The 19,540-nt window shown below is 54.2% G+C and carries 16 protein-coding genes; 2 read left to right on the forward strand and 14 right to left on the reverse strand.

Going from position 1 to position 19,540, the window contains the following annotated elements:
* Positions 1-61: 61 nt before the first annotated feature.
* The 3 genes from atpE to KF752_19750 all read right to left on the reverse strand — a co-directional run bounded on the left by atpE (position 62) and on the right by KF752_19750 (position 2,516).
* On the reverse strand, positions 62-316 hold the full coding sequence (gene atpE, locus KF752_19740) for an ATP synthase F0 subunit C (protein ID MBX3423795.1): 255 nt from the start codon (positions 314-316) through the stop codon (positions 62-64).
* A gap of 151 nt (positions 317-467) precedes the next feature.
* Entirely contained in the window at positions 468-1,814 is a 1,347-nt protein-coding gene (atpB, locus tag KF752_19745) for a F0F1 ATP synthase subunit A (protein ID MBX3423796.1), read from the reverse strand.
* 480 nt (positions 1,815-2,294) lie between these two features.
* Positions 2,295-2,516: a hypothetical protein gene (locus tag KF752_19750; protein ID MBX3423797.1), complete on the reverse strand. Its 222-nt coding sequence runs from the start codon at positions 2,514-2,516 to the stop codon at positions 2,295-2,297.
* 743 nt (positions 2,517-3,259) lie between these two features.
* Here KF752_19750 and KF752_19755 point away from each other — a divergent pair.
* Positions 3,260-4,513, forward strand: a complete 1,254-nt coding sequence (locus KF752_19755) for a DUF4912 domain-containing protein (GenBank protein MBX3423798.1) — start codon at positions 3,260-3,262, stop codon at positions 4,511-4,513.
* A 101-nt stretch (positions 4,514-4,614) separates the two neighbouring features.
* Positions 4,615-5,463 carry an ATP-dependent sacrificial sulfur transferase LarE gene (larE, locus tag KF752_19760; GenBank protein MBX3423799.1) on the forward strand — a complete coding sequence of 283 codons (849 nt, stop codon included), beginning with the start codon at positions 4,615-4,617 and terminating at the stop codon, positions 5,461-5,463.
* Here larE and KF752_19765 read toward each other — a convergent pair.
* The 11 genes from KF752_19765 to KF752_19815 all read right to left on the reverse strand — a co-directional run bounded on the left by KF752_19765 (position 5,460) and on the right by KF752_19815 (position 19,434).
* Positions 5,460-6,809, reverse strand: coding sequence for a polysaccharide biosynthesis/export family protein (locus KF752_19765; GenBank protein ID MBX3423800.1), 1,350 nt, complete (start codon positions 6,807-6,809; stop codon positions 5,460-5,462). The two genes, larE and KF752_19765, sit on opposite strands and share 4 nt — an antisense overlap.
* A gap of 69 nt (positions 6,810-6,878) precedes the next feature.
* Positions 6,879-8,045, reverse strand: coding sequence for a hypothetical protein (locus KF752_19770; protein ID MBX3423801.1), 1,167 nt, complete (start codon positions 8,043-8,045; stop codon positions 6,879-6,881).
* A 796-nt stretch (positions 8,046-8,841) separates the two neighbouring features.
* Positions 8,842-9,747, reverse strand: coding sequence for a sugar phosphate isomerase/epimerase (locus KF752_19775; GenBank protein MBX3423802.1), 906 nt, complete (start codon positions 9,745-9,747; stop codon positions 8,842-8,844).
* A gap of 233 nt (positions 9,748-9,980) precedes the next feature.
* On the reverse strand, positions 9,981-10,541 hold the full coding sequence (locus tag KF752_19780; protein ID MBX3423803.1) for a response regulator: 561 nt from the start codon (positions 10,539-10,541) through the stop codon (positions 9,981-9,983).
* 214 nt (positions 10,542-10,755) lie between these two features.
* The gene (locus KF752_19785; GenBank protein ID MBX3423804.1) at positions 10,756-12,099 is read right to left on the reverse strand and encodes a HAMP domain-containing histidine kinase; all 1,344 of its coding nucleotides are present in this window, start codon (positions 12,097-12,099) and stop codon (positions 10,756-10,758) included.
* 10 nt (positions 12,100-12,109) lie between these two features.
* Positions 12,110-12,841, reverse strand: a complete 732-nt coding sequence (locus KF752_19790; protein MBX3423805.1) for a PIG-L family deacetylase — start codon at positions 12,839-12,841, stop codon at positions 12,110-12,112.
* Positions 12,838-14,091, reverse strand: coding sequence for a precorrin-6y C5,15-methyltransferase (decarboxylating) subunit CbiE (gene cbiE / locus KF752_19795; protein ID MBX3423806.1), 1,254 nt, complete (start codon positions 14,089-14,091; stop codon positions 12,838-12,840). Before cbiE ends, KF752_19790 begins: the two co-directional genes overlap by 4 nt.
* 231 nt (positions 14,092-14,322) lie before the next feature.
* On the reverse strand, positions 14,323-14,655 hold the full coding sequence (locus KF752_19800; GenBank protein MBX3423807.1) for an iron-sulfur cluster assembly accessory protein: 333 nt from the start codon (positions 14,653-14,655) through the stop codon (positions 14,323-14,325).
* 209 nt (positions 14,656-14,864) lie between these two features.
* Positions 14,865-17,012, reverse strand: coding sequence for an HlyD family efflux transporter periplasmic adaptor subunit (locus tag KF752_19805; GenBank protein MBX3423808.1), 2,148 nt, complete (start codon positions 17,010-17,012; stop codon positions 14,865-14,867).
* A 15-nt stretch (positions 17,013-17,027) separates the two neighbouring features.
* Entirely contained in the window at positions 17,028-18,542 is a 1,515-nt protein-coding gene (locus tag KF752_19810) for an HlyD family efflux transporter periplasmic adaptor subunit (protein MBX3423809.1), read from the reverse strand.
* 46 nt (positions 18,543-18,588) lie between these two features.
* Complete coding sequence (locus KF752_19815) at positions 18,589-19,434, reverse strand: efflux RND transporter periplasmic adaptor subunit (protein MBX3423810.1); 846 nt, start codon at positions 19,432-19,434, stop codon at positions 18,589-18,591.
* Positions 19,435-19,540: the final 106 nt, after the last annotated feature.

The raw sequence follows: 19,540 nt of genomic DNA on the forward strand, positions 1-19,540 counted from the left end.
AATACGAATGGCCCAAGGCGATCAACAGCCACTGGGCTGTCGTCAGCCTGCTGTCGTCAGCCTATTGTGCAAACGGGTTCTGAGTCGAGCAGACCCACACGGCGTAAAACGCCAGACCTTCGATCAACGCGGCGGCGATGATCATGTTGGTTTGGATAGTGCCGGAAGCCTCGGGCTGGCGGCCCATGGATTCAACAGCACCTTTGGCCAACAGACCGATACCAATGCCAGCGCCGACTACGGCCAGTCCTGCGCCAACTGCACCGGGCATACCTACGGATGTAATGCCGTCTTGCGCCGAAGCCGGAACAGCCATGAGAGCGACCATACCGACGGCACGCATCGTTGTCATCAAGAATTTCTTCACCGAACAATCTCCTGTACAGGTTCTCTGAAAAAGGTTTGATTTTGAACTGATTAAACTGACTGGTTTACGGCGGGGTGTTCTCTGAGGCTCCCATACCCGGCTAGTGGTGATGGGTGGCGCTGGAGATAAACAAGGCCGACAAAAAGGTGAAAATGTAGGCCTGCAAGCAGGCCACGAATAGCTCCAGCATGCTCAACAAAGTTGACGCCAAAATGGAGATTCCGGCCGCCAGTCCCCACGAACCGCCGCTCATCGCGACCGCATGGGCTCCGAAGCCAATTCCCATAAATCCCAGCAATACTAGGTGGCCCGCGACCATGTTGGCCAGCAATCGCACCGCCAACACACCATGTTTGATAAACAGCGACAGCCCTTCAATCGCATATACCAAAGGAACGATGAAGATCGCTAGATAGAGGGGCAGACCCAATGAGGGCGCAAGGTTTTTCAAGTAGCCCAGGACCCCGAATTTGCGAATGCCTTGCACGAGGCCAACGCCGAAGACTACCAGAGCCATGGCACCGGTCAGTGCAAAGGTGCTTGTAGGCGCTCCGATCCACGGGATCATGCCCATCAGATTGCAGCCGAGCACAAAAAAGAAAGCGGTCCACAGCAGCGGCATGTACTTATCGGCATCGTGCTCGCCCATGGCCGGAACAACAACCTTATCGCGTACGAACAGCACGGTTGATTCCAGCAGGTTTGCCAGCCGTCCCTTGGGTGCCGCTCCACTCGAGATTTTGCCAGCCAGCCAGCGAAAGGCCAGAAACAACAAAATAGCAACTACCACCTCGACGACCATGTAACGAGTAATTCCAAAGCCGGATTGAACTTGGTAGGCGTTGCGGAGTGTGGCAAATGGCTGCGGAATGAAAATCTTCCCACTGAGCGCCTTGTTGTAGCCGTCCAGTTGCTGTTTGGACCAGCTTAAATTCGGCTGCTGGACGTACTCACCGGCCACTTCGCCGTGCTGATATTTCTTGACTAAAGCTTGCCACTGCCGGTGGGATTGTTCGTCACGGATCACTTCATACATCCACTTCAGTGGATAATTGGCATTTTGAGGCAGTTGCAGGTACGACTCGACAACATCAGCCGACTCAAGACCAACTTGATTCTTTGCCCACTTTCCAGATGCCAGTCGGAGACTTTCCATCTCGTCGAGCAAGTACTGCTCTAGTGGGCGGCCGTGCCGCGCGGCTTTGGCGTGTTGCCAATGCTTCCACTGATCCACCAGTCCATCCAACTGGACAGGCTGTTTGACGATGGCTTTCAATTCGTCAACCAGTTTGGCCGCTTCCCAATCTTGATAACCAGCATCGTTGCGGATGACCCACGCTCCATAGGCATCATAGAACTCACGCGAAGATTGGTAGTTCTTCTTCCACAGCGCGCGAGGAACTTCGAAGTAGAAGCTGTCCTTGATGTGCAGAATTGGTGAAGCCATAGCGCCGTTATCGGTATCAAGGGTAGGCTCGACTGCTGGCGCTCGCTCCGTTCACCCTTTGGGCAGCGCTAACCGGTCGAATTCCATGTCTTGGATTGAGACTGTCGGATTTGGAGCCAAGATTCTAATAGCAGCGTAACGAAATAACAGGTCAACAAGGCGCCAGTGAAACATTTTCTTTCTGCGCCTGGCCATAGATAGATCGTGAGTAGCGCAACTAGTGAAATCGGGAAACGCCACGCGATATCGACTAGATGTCCAACACGGCCCGTAAAAATGCAAATTCTAAAGGTTGCAGCGGGGAGGACGGCCAGCAGGTTAATCGCCGCAGCCGCAATTGACGGCCAGTAACACTCAACAATACTGCGACCATTTGACGCAAGTAATCCTCCGATAGTGGCGGACAAAAATGCCGCTAACGACAACAGGCAAGTCTCTAGGAACCAATGTTTTGCGCGAGTGCTTGCCGATACCACAGGTTCAATTCTCCGGATCGCGCAATGAGTTCTCGCGCTCCTTGGCGCCGTCTTGGCCATTCTCCGAGGGATCGGTGGTGGCTGCGTCCTCCCATTCCAGCGGTTTGCCCCGCGCCGGCGGCGTGAGCTTGCGAGCCAAGACAATTAGACCCGTTGTGCCCATCAAGAATCCCACCGCGAAACCGATGACTGCGAACTGCTGCGTGCCCAGTCGCCTATCCAGCATGGATCCGAGAATTCCAGGTATCACCATAACCAGAGTCACTGCCAGGGTGCGCGAGATCCATTGAGAGGCGTTTACCCACTGGGTCTCAGCCTCGGCGTGGTTTTTGTTGGGGGCCCGTTTGTCCATGTCAGTCGGCGGTCTGTCTAGGTCTCCAATACAACCCGAATAACCGATTTTTTGAGACAGCTTAGGAACTAAGGCTCCAGACTACTGACCGGCGTCTCATGTCTCCTTAAACCGTGTCGAGGCCGGCTAGTGGACGGGAAAGTTCCATTGGTCTCGCCGGTAGGCGATTCACCGAACTTTTGTAAGGCATTAATCTAGCAAAATTCGGATTCTCTTACATACTAGGCAAATGGGAGTTCTTGCGGCTGCAATGGAGCATCAGTTGGTCCGCAACGAACGCCAAACGGGGGGGCGCAGGTCTGTAGGAAAACAGAACTGACGGAGGTTTGCTGGTTCGAAAAAGCAGATACAGAGATTGCGTAATCTCGGTGACTATACCACCAAGGGAAATGAAATTGATTGCCAACCGTAAAACAAAGCGACCTGCTAAGCCGGTGGCAGCATCCCGCTCCAAGGGACCGGGAGTTGGAGCAGCCATAGCCAAAAAGAAAACCAAATCTGCGGCACGGCGCCAGAAGAGCAAGCCATCAGCTCCAATTTCTATGGTTCGAGGGACCTCAGGGGCGAAATCCACGAAACCAGAAGCGCGAAAGAAGTCTGGTGCCGGTACTACGAAGTTGGCAGCCAAGTCAAAACAACCCGCGTCAAAACATGGCGGCCAAAAGGTTACCGCTCGGCCAGCTGCTAAGCCAGTGGCCAAACAGGCACCCAAGAAGGTACCTGCCAAGCCTGGAAAGATCGCAGCTAAGGCGCCCAATGTAATCGCCAAGTCACAGCCTGCCGCTGACCGATCGAAGTCGCCCGCCAGCGGACAGCGACCTGGTTCACCTGTGCAAGTCAAGAAGGCGGGACTACAGGTAAAAAGGGATGGGGCGGTAGTAAAGCAGACCTCAAGCGCCAAGGTGCCTGCCAAGATTGCCTCACCACAGCCGACCGGTACTAGTCCGAAGGTACTCAAGAAGATCCGTCAGATGCAATTGCAGCGTGAAGCCTCCAAGGATATTGGCTATCGGCCGCGGATGGTGCAACCGCCTGGCGCAAACGATCCGGTTTGGGAAAAGGAGCCGACAGTCGATCGAATTGGCTTGTTTGTGCGCGATCCGTATTGGCTGCATGTGGCCTGGGACATCACTCGAGGAGCCGTCGATCGCGCGCAAGCGGCCTTGGCCGAGCAATGGCATAGTGCCAGACCAGTTATTCGGCTGATGAGGTTGGATGAGTCGGGTGTCAGTTCGACGGCGGAGACGATCCAAGCCGAGATTGAAATCAATGGCGGTGTTCGCAACTGGTACATTCCTTGGACCGGAGAGGTCGCCAGTTTTCGAGTGCAGGTTGGCTATGTAGCTGGGAATCGGCGGTTCCACATGATTGCAGTTAGCAACGTAGTGCGGACGGTGGCTGCCAATTCAGCCGAAGCCGTCGATCAGCACTGGACCAATCTTGGAGCCGAAGGAGAGAAGATCTATGCCCAGAGCGGAGGTTACAACTCTGAATTGGATACTGGCGAAATGAAGTATATGCTCGAACAGCGGCTCAACCGAAGTTTGGGAGCACCAGCGCTTGCAAAACTGGCGATCGCAGCCGATGGGCCGTATCGACAACGAGCGGGATTTCATTTCGATATGGAAGTCGAGTTAGTGTTTTTTGGTGCGACTGCGCCCGACAGTTACTTGACGATCAATGACGAGCCGGTGACATTAAGGCCCGATGGTACTTTTGTGGTGCGCTTACCGTTCCCCGATCGCCGTCAAGTTATCCCCGCTGTGGCTGTGGCGCGTGACGGCAGTCACCATCGCACGATCGTGGTTGCCGTTGAACGCAATACGAAGACGATGGAGCCGATGGAGCAAGAGCAAGACACGGGAGACTAACCGAATTTGGCCGGTTGCGATTGCCAGGGGTGGCAGTGCGCCCGATACAATCGCACTCCGTGTAGTGAGCCTGGATGTCTGGCAAGGATCGGCTGTTTGCTATGTCGCCTATTAATCTACCTCAGGCACTAACGGTCCCCGACGAACTGGCTGGGCAATTAATCAGTTGGTTTGATCCGGCCCAGCGATTCGTGATCGCTCTGAGCGGCGGAGTCGACAGCGCGGTCGTGGCTGCTGCTGCGGTGCACGCCAAAGTGGCCGTGGTGGTCGTGACGGCTCGTGGGCCAAGTGTGAGCCGCACCGATCTGACAGATGCCGAGAGGTTAGCCGCCGCACTGGGAGTCGAGCATCAGTGGTTGGAAACGCAAGAGCATCTCAGCCCTGACTATCGTCGTAATGATGCCAAACGCTGTTACCATTGCAAGTCGCATTTGTTCGCAGCCATTGAGCGAAAGTTTGCCGACTCGGCCATCATCCTAACCGGCACCAATCGTGATGATCTTGGCGATTATCGCCCAGGTTTAGAAGCCGCCCGTCAAGCCCATGTGCGTTCGCCACTTGCAGAGCTGGGGTTAGGAAAGAACGAAGTTCGCCTGTTGGCCGAATACTGGCAGTTGGATGTGGCGGACAAACCGGCCAGCCCATGCCTGGCTTCACGCATCGCATACGGAGTTGAGGTGACTCCCGAGAGACTGCGTAGAATCGAGCTAGCTGAGATGTATCTGAAAGAATTGATTGGCGTGAATGACTGTCGCGTGCGGTTGCACGCAGGAGAATTGGCCCGTATCGAAGTTGCGACCAGCCAGCTGGCTAAACTGGTCGAAGTCCGCGCTCAACTTGTCAAGCGGCTGCAAGAATGGGGGTTTCGATATGTGACGATCGACTGGAACGGCCTGCGCACGGGAAGTCTCAACGATGTTTTGCCACTGGAGATCAGAAGTCCGGTTTAATTGTTGAACTGAAAGACAGCCGCATTGAACCCGGACCCCACCTGAGCCAACGGGAAGATGCCGTAAATGCCTTGCCGGAATACTTGATCAACAAAGTCGTCAAAGCGCGCGATGGGGGTTAGCGGCACGAGGATTAGGTCGTTGTCACGTAGCCAAATTTCGTCGGCAGGTGTAGGAACTTTACCAAGATGCATGCCTTTTAAGTCAACTCGCGTGGACAGCAATCGCCAATCCTCGGCGCGTCTAAAGATCACGATTTCGCGAGCGTTACCACGAACATTAATTCCACCTGCTTGAGCCAGCGCAGCCGTGACAGACGTGGGACCATTGATCTGATAGCGATTGGGCTGAGCCACTGCACCGTAAACAAATACAAAATGTGGTGCCTCGGTTTCCAATATGGGCTCAACATACAGGCCGGGTTGTAATTGTCTATATCGCAAGTTGATTTCGCGCTTGACCTCATCCAAAGTCAGGCCATGAACGCACACGGCGCCAATTTTGATCAACCGTACCGTTCCATCAGGGTGTATGGTTTCTGTAATGGTTCGTCCTCCAGAAATCCCTTGTCGGGCGTCAATCGCCTCCAAAATGTCATCCAATTGTGAATTGGTTTTGATTGGCAACACATCGATGCCCGGTTCCTTGACGAATTCCTGATAAGCTAACTCCAGATTGCGCCTCAACTGGCTAATGGTCAGCCCAGCCGCACGAATACGACCAATTTGTTTAAGGTGTAAGTAGCCGTCAGGTTGTATGGCGATTCCCCGGCCTTGTATGACATCGCCTGTTTGAATGGCTGAATCGGTGATCGACGTGATTTGCAGTTCATCGCCGATCAGCAGCACATAAGATTCGATAGGCATTTCGCGAGACTTGGCGAATATGAATTGCAGCCGATCGCCTACACGTACGCGATAGTCGATTGTGGCCTGCAATCGCACTGGCCCTTGGTATTCGCCATGACCCAGCGGCTGAAAATTATAAGGATGTAAGTCACGCCAAGTTTGATGCGAACCACAGTTGTCTGCACAGTCGACAGCTTGGATACATGGTTGACAGCGTCCTAATGCAACTTGGGGCTGCATCGGTGGATTGCAGGCCGAGTAGTGGCAGTGACCTGCATTATCCAACTTCGGCCCGGCCGTCAGGCCCGTGTGCAGCGGTTGGTGAGGGCCTACAATTTCCACGGACAATGCTGATTGACGATCTAACACACTGGCTCCCGAGACATCCTGTGCGCTGCACCGCTGAGCAAGCGTTGCTGCCTGGATGGCTAAGCATATCCAGAGTATCTGCCGGGGATGAATGGAATATCCGAGCGTATTGGATTGACTGTCTATCATGTTTGTTGTCGTGCGGAAATTGCGCTGACGAATTGCAATTCTGGAAATGAAGTGAGCCGGACTCAAGCATTAACGCATCGTCGAGCGTAAATTGGGGGCAGCGGCGCTCATGGGTGGAACACCAACCTGGGGGCCTGAATTCATCGGGCTAATCGCGACGAAGGTCCGATTGTCTAACATTTCTAAAGCGGGCAATGCCTGTTGAGGATGCGGTGAAATTGGCATTGCTGCCAATGTGCGCAGCGCCCAGTCTTGTACTTTGCGATCACCTAAGCGGCGACTGGCTTCTGCCAGATTCGCCAGTGCAAATCGATCCGGTTTGGTGTCGACCGCAGTGATCAACACGGCCTGTGCGTCGATGGGGCGGTCCATTTGCAGCAACACATAGCCGAGTTGATTCGCCGCAATTGTATTGGACGGACTAATCGCCACAGAGGCTCGATAATACACGACGGCTAAGTTACGCAATGAGGCAGCACGATGGTCTTGAGCCATATCTGCTTCCGCTTGATAAGTACGCCCAAGCAAGTAGTAGATGTCACTAAACCAAGGGTGTTGTTGCGCCGCTTCGACCAGTCGAGCGTAGGCAAATTGATGATAATGTTGAATTAGCGTCAAGGGAGCTACGTTCGTAGTACTAGCCTGTTTGACGGCGAGAGTTTCATGCGAGTCAATGATCTCTTTCAGGACGGCTGACTCAGTATTTTGAGAGTAGCGGACGAAATCGTTGGCTTCGCGAAGTGCAGTTTGTGCCAAGGCGATAGTCGGCTCGCTGCTGAACTGATTGGCGATCAAATCCAAATGTCGAGCCAACGCGATCAGCGCCTGGTTGGCTTCTTCACGCGCCGAATAAAACACGCCGCGCCGCGCTAGTTGTTCGCAACGCTGCAGATGTTGTGTCAGCTGGTCACCAATGGCATTCCAGCCAGATGCAGCCGCAATCGGGTAGACACTCTGCGGTGACTGATTCGTGCTTCCCACCTCGCTCCGCGAAACACGAGATGCAAGTTCGACTCGGGCTTTGGTAGCTGCAGCGACGGGAATAGCGTTGCCGGTATTTCTAGGTTGAGCCAATTTCGGCTGGGGTTCGACATCGATCCACAGCTCGCCGGGTGGAGTCGAGCGATCGTTACGATTCTGGTTGGTATCGTCAAGGTTTCCCGGGTTCGTCCGCTGATCAGCGTTGCGGTTGTCGCTTTGGGACTGTGAGACTTGGCTCTTGCTGTGGCCTGTCATACCGAGCTCTGTCCCATACAGCTGGGGTGCGTCAGATAAGGATCGGGCCATTTCTCGCGACAGCGGATCGACGTCAGCAAGATTCGAACCAGTGTGCCGCGAATCAGTTTGAATCAGGTCTTGATGGGGCAAGCTCCTGTCGCGTGGAATGGGTACTACTGTTGCTGCAGTTCGGCTTTCCCGCTTCACCCAGGTAAGGCCGGAATTGGAGGTTGCTTGGTCCGGTACGTTAGCACCCGATGCAGCGATTCTCGGCGGTTCTTGCCCGGCAATCAATGGTGGATTTATGTATCCATTGACGGACCGGTCAGCCCCAGGGATTCGTGGAACGGGGGCTGACTGAATCTGTTCGACGGGCGAATCTTCGATTGGTTTAGGTGCTAGGCTGCCCGCCATGGGCTCAGTTCGCCGCGGCGGCTGTTCGATGTAGCGAGGGTCATGATCCGCCCCTACCCTGTCCGTCTGGCAGGCAGCACAAATAACGATGACCCCAAGCGATATGTTCAGTCGAAAGTGTTTCATCACAGACAACGGCGTTCCACAAAGGCGTTACGGCCGCAGCCCGACGTATTCCAGTGAGACAAATGCAAGCACTGGAACGATGGCTGCGGCAAGGATCGCTGCGGCGTCCTTAGATAGGACGCTCTGTGGATGGACAATCGGTTATGACGATTGGTGGCGTTGCATCGAATGGTCCCAAGGCTACGATTCTGAGAGTTCGAGGCCACTTAGGACCGGCACAACCGGTTGTATTTAACAGTCATTGACTGCAAATTCGGCTGCCTACAATCGCTGGTTACTCGCGATAGTTGCTGGAAGCCGCAGCCGCTGCGATCGCTTCAGGCTTTCGCGACTGCGTCGGCAATCCCGTCGCGGCGAATAGATCGTTCAGCGAGTCCTGTACCTGGGTAATGAAAGCATCTCGTGTAGCAGCGGGGTTTACTGGAGCGCCGAAAACAGCCACCGGCAATTCCTTGCCTTTTAGCTCTCCAATCCATGTCGCATTGTCTATAACGCCAGTCGAACCTGGCAACACGCGATCTTCTGTCGTGGCCGCAGCTCTGTCGACACCTTCCTTGCAGTCCGCCAGGTACACCAAGGCAACTCGGTCAACCCCAATATCCTTCAAATGGGAAACGTTGCCGCCGGCCAAGTGCCAATTCCAACTATCCAGTACGATTCCCACGTTCTTCGAGTTGCACGCGCGCACCAACGCCACGAATCCCTGGATATCGCGGACGAACTTAAACTGTTTCTCCTCGGGACTGCCAATCGCATCCAGCCGCAACGCCAGCCGTGTTTCATGCGCGGCTAAGACTTCTGCGATCCTGTCGATTCGCTTGCGAATCACCTCAAAATACTCAGGATATGGCAAGCGGTTCGTAGCCGAAGGAACTTCCACAACAGCGGCATGAGCCTGACAACGTCCGGCGATGTCTGCCACTTCAGCCAACATCTTCAGGCTGCTCTCAAAAGCTGCATCATCCTGATCCAAACCAATGGGGGCCTGGTAACTAGCAACACGCAGCTTGGAACTGACCAAGAATCGACTGGCGTTCTCGAACGAGCTTCGCTGGCAGCGTTTATGCATATCCACCATATCTACATTGATGCCGCTAAATCCAAAGGTCATTGCTAGTTCAATGATTTCTGATTGTCGGCCGGTGATTTCAAGCAAATTGGTGTCAAGCGTCTTATACACTGTCGAGATTCCTTCAAACTGTTGTCTAACGTTGGTTTAAGCCCACGAGGCGTCCCGTTTTAGAGGGTTTTATTCCGGCATTGGCGGTCGCATTTCGATGTTTGTGGCGTTTTCTGTGCCTTTCCAGTGCTCTGCCGCGATGTCCTGGGAGTGGCCCTCGACGGGGTCATTACAAGGCGACACAGTATGCCACAAGCTAGGGTCGAGCGACAGGGGGAGGGGAAAAATTGCGACTAGGGGGCGCGCTTGCGGAGTTTGCGCTGCAGAGAGCGACGATGGATACCCAGGCGACGAGCGGCCTCTGAGATGTTGCCGCCACAATCGGACAGGATGCGATGAATGTGCTCCCATTCCGCTTGAGCCAGGGTAGGAACAGGAATATCGTCCTCGGCCTCGGGCAGGTCCACTTCCTGATCGGCCCGTGCAAAGGCGTTTAGTATGTCATCGGCATCTGCTGGCTTAGGCAGGAAATTGGTGGCTCCTAAACGTATTGCATCTATGGCAGTCGAGATTGAACCAAAGCCGGACAAGATCAAGAACTTGGTGTTAGGAGAGATTTCTTTGAGCGCCTGCAACAGTACCAGACCGGGCTTGCCCGGCATGCGCAAATCCAGCACCGCCAACGCTGCAGGTTGTTTCCCAAATACGGCTACCGCCTCGTCGTAATTGCCTGCAACGCTGACCTCAAAGCCACGCTCCTGAAAGGCAACAGCCAGTCGATCCCTGAGAACAAAATTGTCGTCCACCAAGCAAATGCTCTTGGCAGAAAATTCAGTTGGTGTTGGTTGAGCCATGTTCAAAATCTCGAACGGACTGTTTACGCGAATCGCACGTCGCTGGGCACTCGATCGTAGGAATCAGTTTTCACTTGATTCATAAGAATGACGAAAATTCTTAGCGGAGGGTTCGAAAGCCAGGTTCGTCCGGACGACGGTGAACCGCCTAACCGAACCCCATTATCCTCGATTACACTGGGTTTGCTAGCATATGTCGTGCTCAGGGCGTATTTTAGGAGCCGACTATACTAGTGACAGGAAGTCGCACCTGGGCTTGCGTGCCCTGCCCACGCTGGCTCACAAAATCAAGCGAACCGCCTAATCTGCGAATGACGTTCAACGACAGATAGACGCCTAAGCCCATACCTTTTCCAGGCTCCTTGGTGGTGAAGAACGGTTCGCCTAATCGTTGCTGGACCGCGTCGGACATCCCTTCGCCTTGATCAATGACGTCGATACACCAAACACTGTTCCGAACGGCGGCTTGAACCTGGACATCGGTTCCTTCCGGACTAGCATCCAGGGCATTTTGCACCAGATTTCGTATGGCTTGTGCGGCAGCTTGAACCGGCAACAGGCTGGGAGTGTGCTCTGCGCCTGATTGAATGCTGACGTTCACTCGGCTCATGTCGCGAATCCCCAGTAGAGATTCATCCATGAATTCATCGATGTAAATCGATCGCAAACGCTCTCCAGCCGCATCACCGGTGGCGGCTGTCATACGGTCCAGAATAATGCGACATCGATCCAGTTCGGTACGGATGAGTTGAACATCGTTCAAGATTGGCTCCGAGGCGGATTGCCGCTCCAAACGGCGCATGAGCTCTTTGGCGACTACCGCAATCGTGCTCAGCGGTGAAGCTAACTCGTGAGCCGCTCCGCCAGCCAAGGTAGCCAATGATTCCAATTGGCGATTGCGGGATTTTGCCTCTTCAGCTTCCTTAATGGCCTGTTCACGTTGTCGCAACTGGCCGGTCAATATAGTGATGAAGTACGTTATGATTCCGCTGCAGGCCACAAACGAAATCAAGTACCCGAGCTTGGAGATCGACCAGCGGGCTGGAACCTCGGAAGAGGACATCGGCGAGCCGAGCAAGTCGATAGGTTGGACACGGATTGCAAGAAGCATAACAACACACAGTACTGTGCAGCTCCACAGCATCCAAGCCCACGCGGGCGTGACAATGGCGGCTGCTATTGCCACGTTCACAAAGTAAAACAACCAAAATGGATTCGTCGTACCTGCGGTTAAATACAGCAGGCCGGTCAAGTCCAGAATGTCGATCAGCATGAGAGCCGAAATAATCTGGCCGTTAGGCAGTCGGTCTGCCAAATGCAAGCCTGTGCGGTGCATGCGTACCAACCACAGCCAGTATGCGACATTGGTAATCGCCGTGATAGCGATCAGCGTTACAATCTGCTGGGCAGGCAAATCAACTTTCAGACCGTACCCAGCCACAACCAGCGTGAGCAGTTGACCAACGACCGCCAACCACCGCAGGTGCAAGAACCAGATTGCCGTGTCCAGCGTTGGATGAGCGTAAACGTGTGGGTGAATCAGTGGTGGAAGTCGCATCAGTGGCCTGTCAGCGATCGGGAACAACGGCAGCGACCAAATCCTGACAACCGATCGCGCGCGGAGAATAAAAAACTTCGCCTGCTGCAAAGCCGGCTGCCGCGCCTGCCGACCGCGCCAAGGCTTCTACGCGTTTTAGGACGCTGTGTCGCTCTGGTGGAAACTGCGTTTGATAACAGGAGATTGCCTGCAGTTTGAGTTCCAATTGTTCGGAGATATCAACCGTTAAACAGTTGCTATGCTCGACAGTTCCCAAGTGCTCGAAGCCTAAATGAATGTAGAGTTGCGAAGTAATGGTATGCGCAGCCAGCTGTGGAAAATGCTGATCCCATTTACTCAATCGTGAATAAAAAACGGCTGCATCCGTAATGAGCATCGCTTGATAATGGTCAGGCGAGGCGAGAGGGGTTTTTTGCCCAAGACCTATTACCAATCTTGGTCGCATTTTCCGAAATTCTGTGGCCAGCAGTACGCGCGCCTCGAAACTGTCGAACAGGCGCCGGTTAGGTAGTGGCAGGATAACGCGATGAACGCCCATCACCTCGGCTGCCGCCTGAGCTTCGGCGCGTCGTACATCGGGATGTTCACAACGTGGCGTTGGTTCGCCATCGGTCAGGTCCACAATGGCCACCCGGTAGCCCAGGCGCGTCAGCTTGGCCAACGTGCCTCCGCATGCAATCTCGATGTCGTCCGGATGAGCGCCGACGGCCACGACATCGAACTCAGCGGATTGTCGCGTCATGGCTTGCAAGCCGTCAGCAGAAACGTCGGGCTCACGGCCTCGAAACGTAGCGTATCCATCTGCACTTGGCTACGCGCTAAATTGATCATCAAAATATCAGGCACCTGCCCCAACGCACATATCGCAGCTTCTGCAGAACTCAAACTATCGAGACTGCTGACATGCACTACCAATCGCCCCGTGTTGCGCAGCCGAGTCCAAGCAGCTTCAATCAGTCCAGTCACGGCGCGGCCCGTGCCTCCGATGAAAATTGCGTTTGGGTCAGGCAAATCGGCCCATGCACTGGGCGCTTCCCCCAGTACGGGCGTCAGGTTCATTGTGCCGAAGGTGCGCGAGTTTTCCACCAGCAAGTTGTAATCTTCGGGGTCCATTTCGATGGCAAAGACCTGTCCGGCTGAGGCCAGTTGCGCCGCTTCGATGGCCACGGATCCACTGCCCGCACCGACATCCCACACGACACTACTGATGCCCAAGTCCATTTGCGATAAGGCAATCGAACGTACTTCGGCTTGCGTTAACAACCCTCGCTTGGGGCGACTTTGCAGAAAGCATTCGTCGGGGTTACCGAAAAGTCGCTTGCCTTGCAACTTCGTTGGACGATCGGGTACATCGGGCTGGCGGACCAGCACCATCACGTTTAAGTCTGAAAATTTTTGCCGTGCAATATCTACCAAGCTACCACGGGTTACGCGTTCGTCAGGTGAACCCAGGTTCTCGCAGACGTAGGCGGTAAAATAATCGACGTGCTGATCGATTAATGCTCGAGCAACATGCGCTGGTGTTGCCTGCGGAGTCGTAAACAGACCTACCTTTTGGGCCATCCGAATGCGACTCACGGCATGCGATAGACTTTGGGAGGCCAAATTCGTCAAATAGGCTTCATCCCAGCTTTCCTTGACTCGAGCAAACGCCAATTGCATGCTGCTGACGTGCGGTACCACCTCGAATCGTTCTTTACCCAGTCGGTCACATAGGTAACGCGCAACTCCGTAGAACAGTGGATCGCCACTCGCCAGCAGCACCAGCGGACCTGACTTGGCTTGAGCGACGCTTTCAACCGCGGCTTCTAGATCGGCCGGAAGCGGTACCGTAGCGTAGTTTCCGGGGGCAAGCTTGGACAGTAAGTTCGCTGGCCCCAGCACGGTTCCGGCGGTTCGGATTAACTCCAACGCTTGACGAGTCAGGCCTTCGAATCCATCATCGCCGATGCCGATGATGGTGATCTTATTGGACGGTTGCTGCTGTTGCATGACGAAATACGACCGTTAAACGCAGCGTCGCAGAGAGCGGGCCACGGAAAGAAATGGGAACGAACCATGCGAGGCTATGATACCGAATGCTTCGCGTCGTAACAGATACCGTTGCTGCCGGAACCCCTATCCGGAAAACAAAAACGACCGAGCTCTATCGAGGACTCGGTCGCATGAATATTCTGAGCGGAACTAAAATCGGCAGTCCCCTAATTCAGGAGGATTCTGCGATTAGGCGGAGAATGAACTGCCACAACCGCAAGTCTTCACCGCGTTGGGATTGTCGAATGTAAAGCCTTGCTTCTCCAAGCTTTGATGCCAGTCGATGGTTACCCCGTCCAGATACAGCGCACTTTTTTTGTCGACGACCACAGCCACACCGTGTATGTCATAGCGACTATCCCCGGTCGAGTCAAATTTGTCGTCAAAAGTTAACGCATAATTGAAGCCGCTGCATCCGCCTCCGGAAATTCCCACGCGAAAAAACATGTCTTCGCCAAGTTGGTGTTCTTCTCGGAATTTTTTGACCTGCACGGCAGCAGCTTCGGTTAAATTGATTGCCATGTCTATCGATCCTTACTGTCTGTCTAATTCTGGTAGAGTGTCATTACGTGGTCCAAAGGGTCAGGTTTCTGTGTTCGATTGGGCAGGGACCAAGACCTGAATCGCCTTGCTAACCACCACTATTTATACGCTGCCCGGCTGGATTTTGACAAGTCTTTGTGTCAAAAATCGCGTCAAGTATTCCTTGAAACTGCTATTGATTGCCCAAACTACCCTTGTTCGAGCAATTGGTAGCTCCGTTTGAGCGTCATCCAGCGGTTCTCTCCCCAATTGTAAATCGCTGACATAAGACTGGCGGATTTTCCCGGGATCCTAATCCAAACCATCTGTCCGGGTCGCAAACCACTGCCGGATGGCAACTTGATCTTCACCGAAAATCTGGGCGACAGCATGCGCAGCTGCGACTGCTGCTTGGCGTCCTGCGTGAATTCAACGGGTATGGGGCCAGAGTAACTGGCAGCTAGCAAGGGCTCGGTAAGGTAATCGCTGCCCTTGGGATCCACTTTTTCTACGATGCCCATGGTGTTGACACCATTTGTCGTGCTGACTGACAGCGGCTTGCCAATCGCTTGCTGTAGTCTTGGAACATGGCGTTGGTCCACAGAGATCACAGCCTCCAGCTCCTGAGATGGGGCGATAAGACACACCGTTTGACCAATTGAAATGGCGTGCCCAAGGATGTGCTGGATCGGTATCGCTACAATCGTGCCCCGGATAGGAGCGCGAATTAGCAATCGCTGCACGCGAGATTCCAGTTGTTCAAGTTGTGTCAGCAGAGATTCCAGTCGAGCCATTTCGGATTGCAACATCGCCAGGGCACCACGAGCTTGTTTGAGGCGTATGGACTCGCGAGTCATCTGAACCTCGATACGCTTTACCGCCAGTTCCAATTCCAAGTCGGGGTTTTTGAGAATAGCGATTACCTCGTCGGGCTCCACCATACTGCCGCTGGCGGCGCAGATTTCGTGTAGGATTCCCTGGGCCTCTGCATTGACCAGCATGGTCCCGTGATGCGCTACAACGCCTGGCGCTGTTGGTTGAATGGGCGAAGGTGCCAAAATGAAGATCAGACTAACCGCCGTGATAGCTCCGCTGAACCAGAGCCACTCATAGCTCGAATTGTTCTCAGCGCCAGGTGACATTGCAGCCTGAAGTCGCCGCATCTTCAGCTGCATTAAGCGCGGATACAAGACGGTTGCGTATCCCCCCCACAACACCAAAATAACTCCAATGGTCTCCCACAGCAGAATCGCGGAGGCTGCTAGCGTGGTCAGCACTAAAAAGCGATAGACCGAACATGCGCCTCCGTACAGCGCAATAAGCGGGTTTGGCCATGTGATCTGCCATGATCTCCAGGGCAGCAGTACCTTCTTCCATAGTGAGGCGTAGGCGATCTGTGCTTGTGACCACAGGTTGGGCAGATTGAGCAGATCTGAGATAATGAAGTAGCCATCGAATTTCATCAGCGGGTTAGCGTTGAATGCCACGGTACTGACAGTTCCTAAAGTGGCCACTGCACAGCAAAAGTATCTTAATGACTCATTCGATGTGTATATGGCTATAAAAGCGGCGAGTGAGGCAGCCGCCAATTCGCCCAGAATTCCCGCCGAACAGCAGGCGATCCGGTGCCAACGGTTCGTAATCGACCACAGATCGGTAATATCCACATAGGGGATGGGGGCGAAAAAAATAATACTCAATCCGCCCGAGCGAATAGGGCAGTTAAATCGCACCGCTACCGCCGCGTGTCCCAATTCGTGAACGGCCTTCAGAACCAACCAGGCGACTAGCCACCACAATTGACCGTCCGAGACGAACAGCGATTGTGTGGCAGTCGAGAACAGTTCCCAGTGAGCGGCCACGCACATGAGGGCAACCAAGTACGATACTAGAATCCCCACGCACAATACCGGAGTGAGGAACGGTGCAACAATGGATGCCCATTTCTCCAATCGCTGCCCGTTGACCAACGGAATTCGGGAATACAGTAGTCCAATCATCCAGCGCCGCGGTGGTGGTTGAGTGGACGTTTGGTCGCTGTTCGTCAACCCACAACGAGTAAGCCACCGAGTCAGTTCAATCACTTCGGCTTCGGTGACATCCAGGCTGTCAGTCGCGTTCCTTGAGTCTTGTGCAGCATTAGATGTCGCGGCTTGATTCACTTCCCTGGCGATATCACCGGAAGTAACGCCGGCCCGCAGACGGCTGGCAATTGCGTACTCGCGGGCGCCCAGTCTAAACAGCCGGCCGCTGATAGGTTCAAGGACCGAGTACCATAGCTTGCCAGACGGCTGATGGACCCTAAACGTCAGATCGCGTCGCAATTCTAACACGTTTGCCGATGGAGGAGCCTGCATCCGGTCGTCCCACCTTTACCAAGCGAATTTTTTCATGAACCAAATATAAGGTCTATGGAAGGCCAGCCATCCTAGGCTCTTCCATCCAGCGGAAAGTCGCACAGTGCCACGCATCCCGGGACGCAGAGCCTGGTCTTGATTCTCTACTTCGGTTTCGGCAAAGAATACCACTCGATTTGCTTCCACATGTCCTCGTGGATCAATCCGCCGGACCTTGCCGGTCCAACTTTGGCCATGAGCGGAATCGACGCGAAGCAAGACCGGAGTATGAACGTCAATTTGTCCAAGATCCTCTGTGGATAGCAGGATTTGGATGCGCATATGTTCCAAGGGAGCAATTTCAAACAGTGTGTCAGTCTGTTGAACTGTCGCTCCGGAAGTTGGAACCCAGTCGCCCGCCACCACGACACCGTCAATCGGCGAGCGAATTTCGAGCTGCGCCAATCGCGACTGCAGATCTTCGATCTGAAGGGAAATCCGTTGTTGTTCCAGGTCAGCCAAACGAACTTCACCGCCATTGCGAGCGGCCATGGCGGTATCGCGTTTCTTGATTGCTTGCTGCAGGTCAGCCTCGGCACGAGACAGTTCCCATCGTAACGGTTCATCGTCAATCTGGGCCAATAGCATGCCGGTCTGGACAATGTCACCCGGTCGGACGGTCGCACTCATGACACGCCCAGCCACCGGACTTGTGAGGAATCTGCGAAACGCGGGTTCGACGATGCAATCTCGCCGAGGTGAGAATGGAACTGGGATCGCCAGGCACAACACGGCTATGCACAACAGAGACAGCCAATATTTTCGAGCTGCATAAATCCTCTTAGCTCTGCCAAGCCACTGTTCAGCAGTCTGGCCTGTCTGGCACAGATGCCACAGGCCGATCCAAGCCGAAAGCTCGAGGCGCAGCGAATTCAAGAGTTGTGTGAACTCCGCAGCTTGACTATGCACAGTACGGTCGAAACTCAGCACTAAGCCCAATTTTAAGGATTTGCTGGAAACTCCAAAGCTAATCACGGATTGCGTCGCTAGTTCTTGACGCAAACATTGAAGGACGATTGACGATTGCTCGGACTCAATAGCAAATCCGAATCCCTGCAAGGTCGCTGCCGCCTCGCGAACGGCGGCGACGAGGTTATTCGAAAACGCACCTTCTGCAGACTCGTCGGAACGAGTGCTGTGGATTGCCAGACGATTATTCTCCAGAAATCCAGCAATTAACTCGGCACCAGTTATGTATTCGATATGAGCAAGAACCGCTGCGAGTGCTGGCTGAGAACCGTTGGGTGGAAAGCGATTGAAGTCCAGTAATCGCTGAGGAACCGAATGGGCCTCGGCACTCGACTCGTGGAACTGCGCCGCAGCCTGGGTGCGTGGGTGGGCCTGCTGGGGGCAGTGAACCTCTTCCGGTATGGCGCCTGTTGAAGGCACGAAATTGGCCAGTGGGGGGGCTCCGCCGAGTTCATCGCACGCAACGCTGGTTGGCAAAACGCGCGCTGAAAAACTGGCGGTAGGCAGGAAAGGAGTTTGCATCTGGCAGCCACGATATTGATTGAAATGGTCTGACCACGATACGAGATCAGGCTCGGTTGTTTCCAGTACCGCTCAATACCAGCGTGCAGCTTGAGCCCATGACTTGACGGGACGGGTTGGCGATCAGCGCTCGAACTTCGATCAGTCCACTTTCCGCATCCGCCACCGGCGCAACATACTCCAGTTCGGCTTGGTCCATGGCTTGGCCATCAACCTCGATCGTCAATGCAGGACCGGTTGGTAGACTGCGAGCCTCCGCCAGCGTTAAATAAAAGACAGCCCGCAGGCGCGAGGTATCGACAATTTCCAGTATCTCTGGAGTGTTGGGAGCGACGTACTCTCCAACTTCCTTGTACAACTTGACAACAGTACCATCCCAAGGGGCGACAATCGTTCGTTGCTGAAGCTGGTTTTCCAGCCGCTTGATCTGCAGCTCTTCTATCGACTTCTCTTCCAATTCGGCCGTCAATCTTCCTTGGGAAATTTCTAATTCAACTCGAGCCCGTTCCAATTCAGTCTGAGACGTATAGCTGTGGCTGCGGCCCGACTCCACAGCGACTAGCTTACGGCGATTCAATTCAAAGTCCGCCTGGGCGGCGTGAAGCTTTCCCCGGTTCTTGGCATGAGCTTGAGCAATCATGATCATCAGTTCTTGTTGGTCGCAATCCAGGCTTGCCAGAGGTTGGCCTTTGGGGACAAACTGACCGGGTTGCACCAGCAATTCCTTAACCAACCCGCTTTCGGCACAGGCGACCTTGCAGACTTTCCAAGGCCCGAGTACGCCCTGAGGTCCTGCACTATTGGGGCGGCTTAAGGGAGCCTGGGCGAAAAGCGCTGGTGTGCTCAGCAACGGCAACATGATCGTTGCAATCATCCGGATCGTTGTGTGCATGGTGAATCCACCTCATCTGGATAGTCAAAACGGCTACCAGCCTGAGCCCTTCTGCGATGAAAGAGACTGTCGCTGGAAGACGCTAGCACGTAATTGGCGCTCAGGT

The sequence above is a fragment of the Pirellulaceae bacterium genome (assembly GCA_019636385.1).
GTDB lineage: Bacteria > Planctomycetota > Planctomycetia > Pirellulales > Pirellulaceae > Aureliella.

Coding starts and splice junctions, on each gene's coding strand:
- KF752_19810 (MBX3423809.1), bottom strand. CDS start 18,542: ATGCAAACTCCTTTCCTGCCTACCGCCAGTTTTTCAGCGCGCGTTTTG.
- KF752_19750 (MBX3423797.1), bottom strand. CDS start 2,516: ATGCTGGATAGGCGACTGGGCACGCAGCAGTTCGCAGTCATCGGTTTC.
- KF752_19770 (MBX3423801.1), bottom strand. CDS start 8,045: ATGACAGGCCACAGCAAGAGCCAAGTCTCACAGTCCCAAAGCGACAAC.
- KF752_19800 (MBX3423807.1), bottom strand. CDS start 14,655: ATGGCAATCAATTTAACCGAAGCTGCTGCCGTGCAGGTCAAAAAATTC.
- KF752_19780 (MBX3423803.1), bottom strand. CDS start 10,541: ATGGCTCAACCAACACCAACTGAATTTTCTGCCAAGAGCATTTGCTTG.
- KF752_19790 (MBX3423805.1), bottom strand. CDS start 12,841: ATGACGCGACAATCCGCTGAGTTCGATGTCGTGGCCGTCGGCGCTCAT.
- KF752_19785 (MBX3423804.1), bottom strand. CDS start 12,099: ATGCGACTTCCACCACTGATTCACCCACACGTTTACGCTCATCCAACG.
- larE (MBX3423799.1), top strand. CDS start 4,615: ATGTCGCCTATTAATCTACCTCAGGCACTAACGGTCCCCGACGAACTG.
- KF752_19805 (MBX3423808.1), bottom strand. CDS start 17,012: ATGCAGGCTCCTCCATCGGCAAACGTGTTAGAATTGCGACGCGATCTG.
- atpE (MBX3423795.1), bottom strand. CDS start 316: ATGGCTGTTCCGGCTTCGGCGCAAGACGGCATTACATCCGTAGGTATG.
- KF752_19765 (MBX3423800.1), bottom strand. CDS start 6,809: ATGATAGACAGTCAATCCAATACGCTCGGATATTCCATTCATCCCCGG.
- KF752_19815 (MBX3423810.1), bottom strand. CDS start 19,434: ATGCACACAACGATCCGGATGATTGCAACGATCATGTTGCCGTTGCTG.
- atpB (MBX3423796.1), bottom strand. CDS start 1,814: ATGGCTTCACCAATTCTGCACATCAAGGACAGCTTCTACTTCGAAGTT.
- cbiE (MBX3423806.1), bottom strand. CDS start 14,091: ATGCAACAGCAGCAACCGTCCAATAAGATCACCATCATCGGCATCGGC.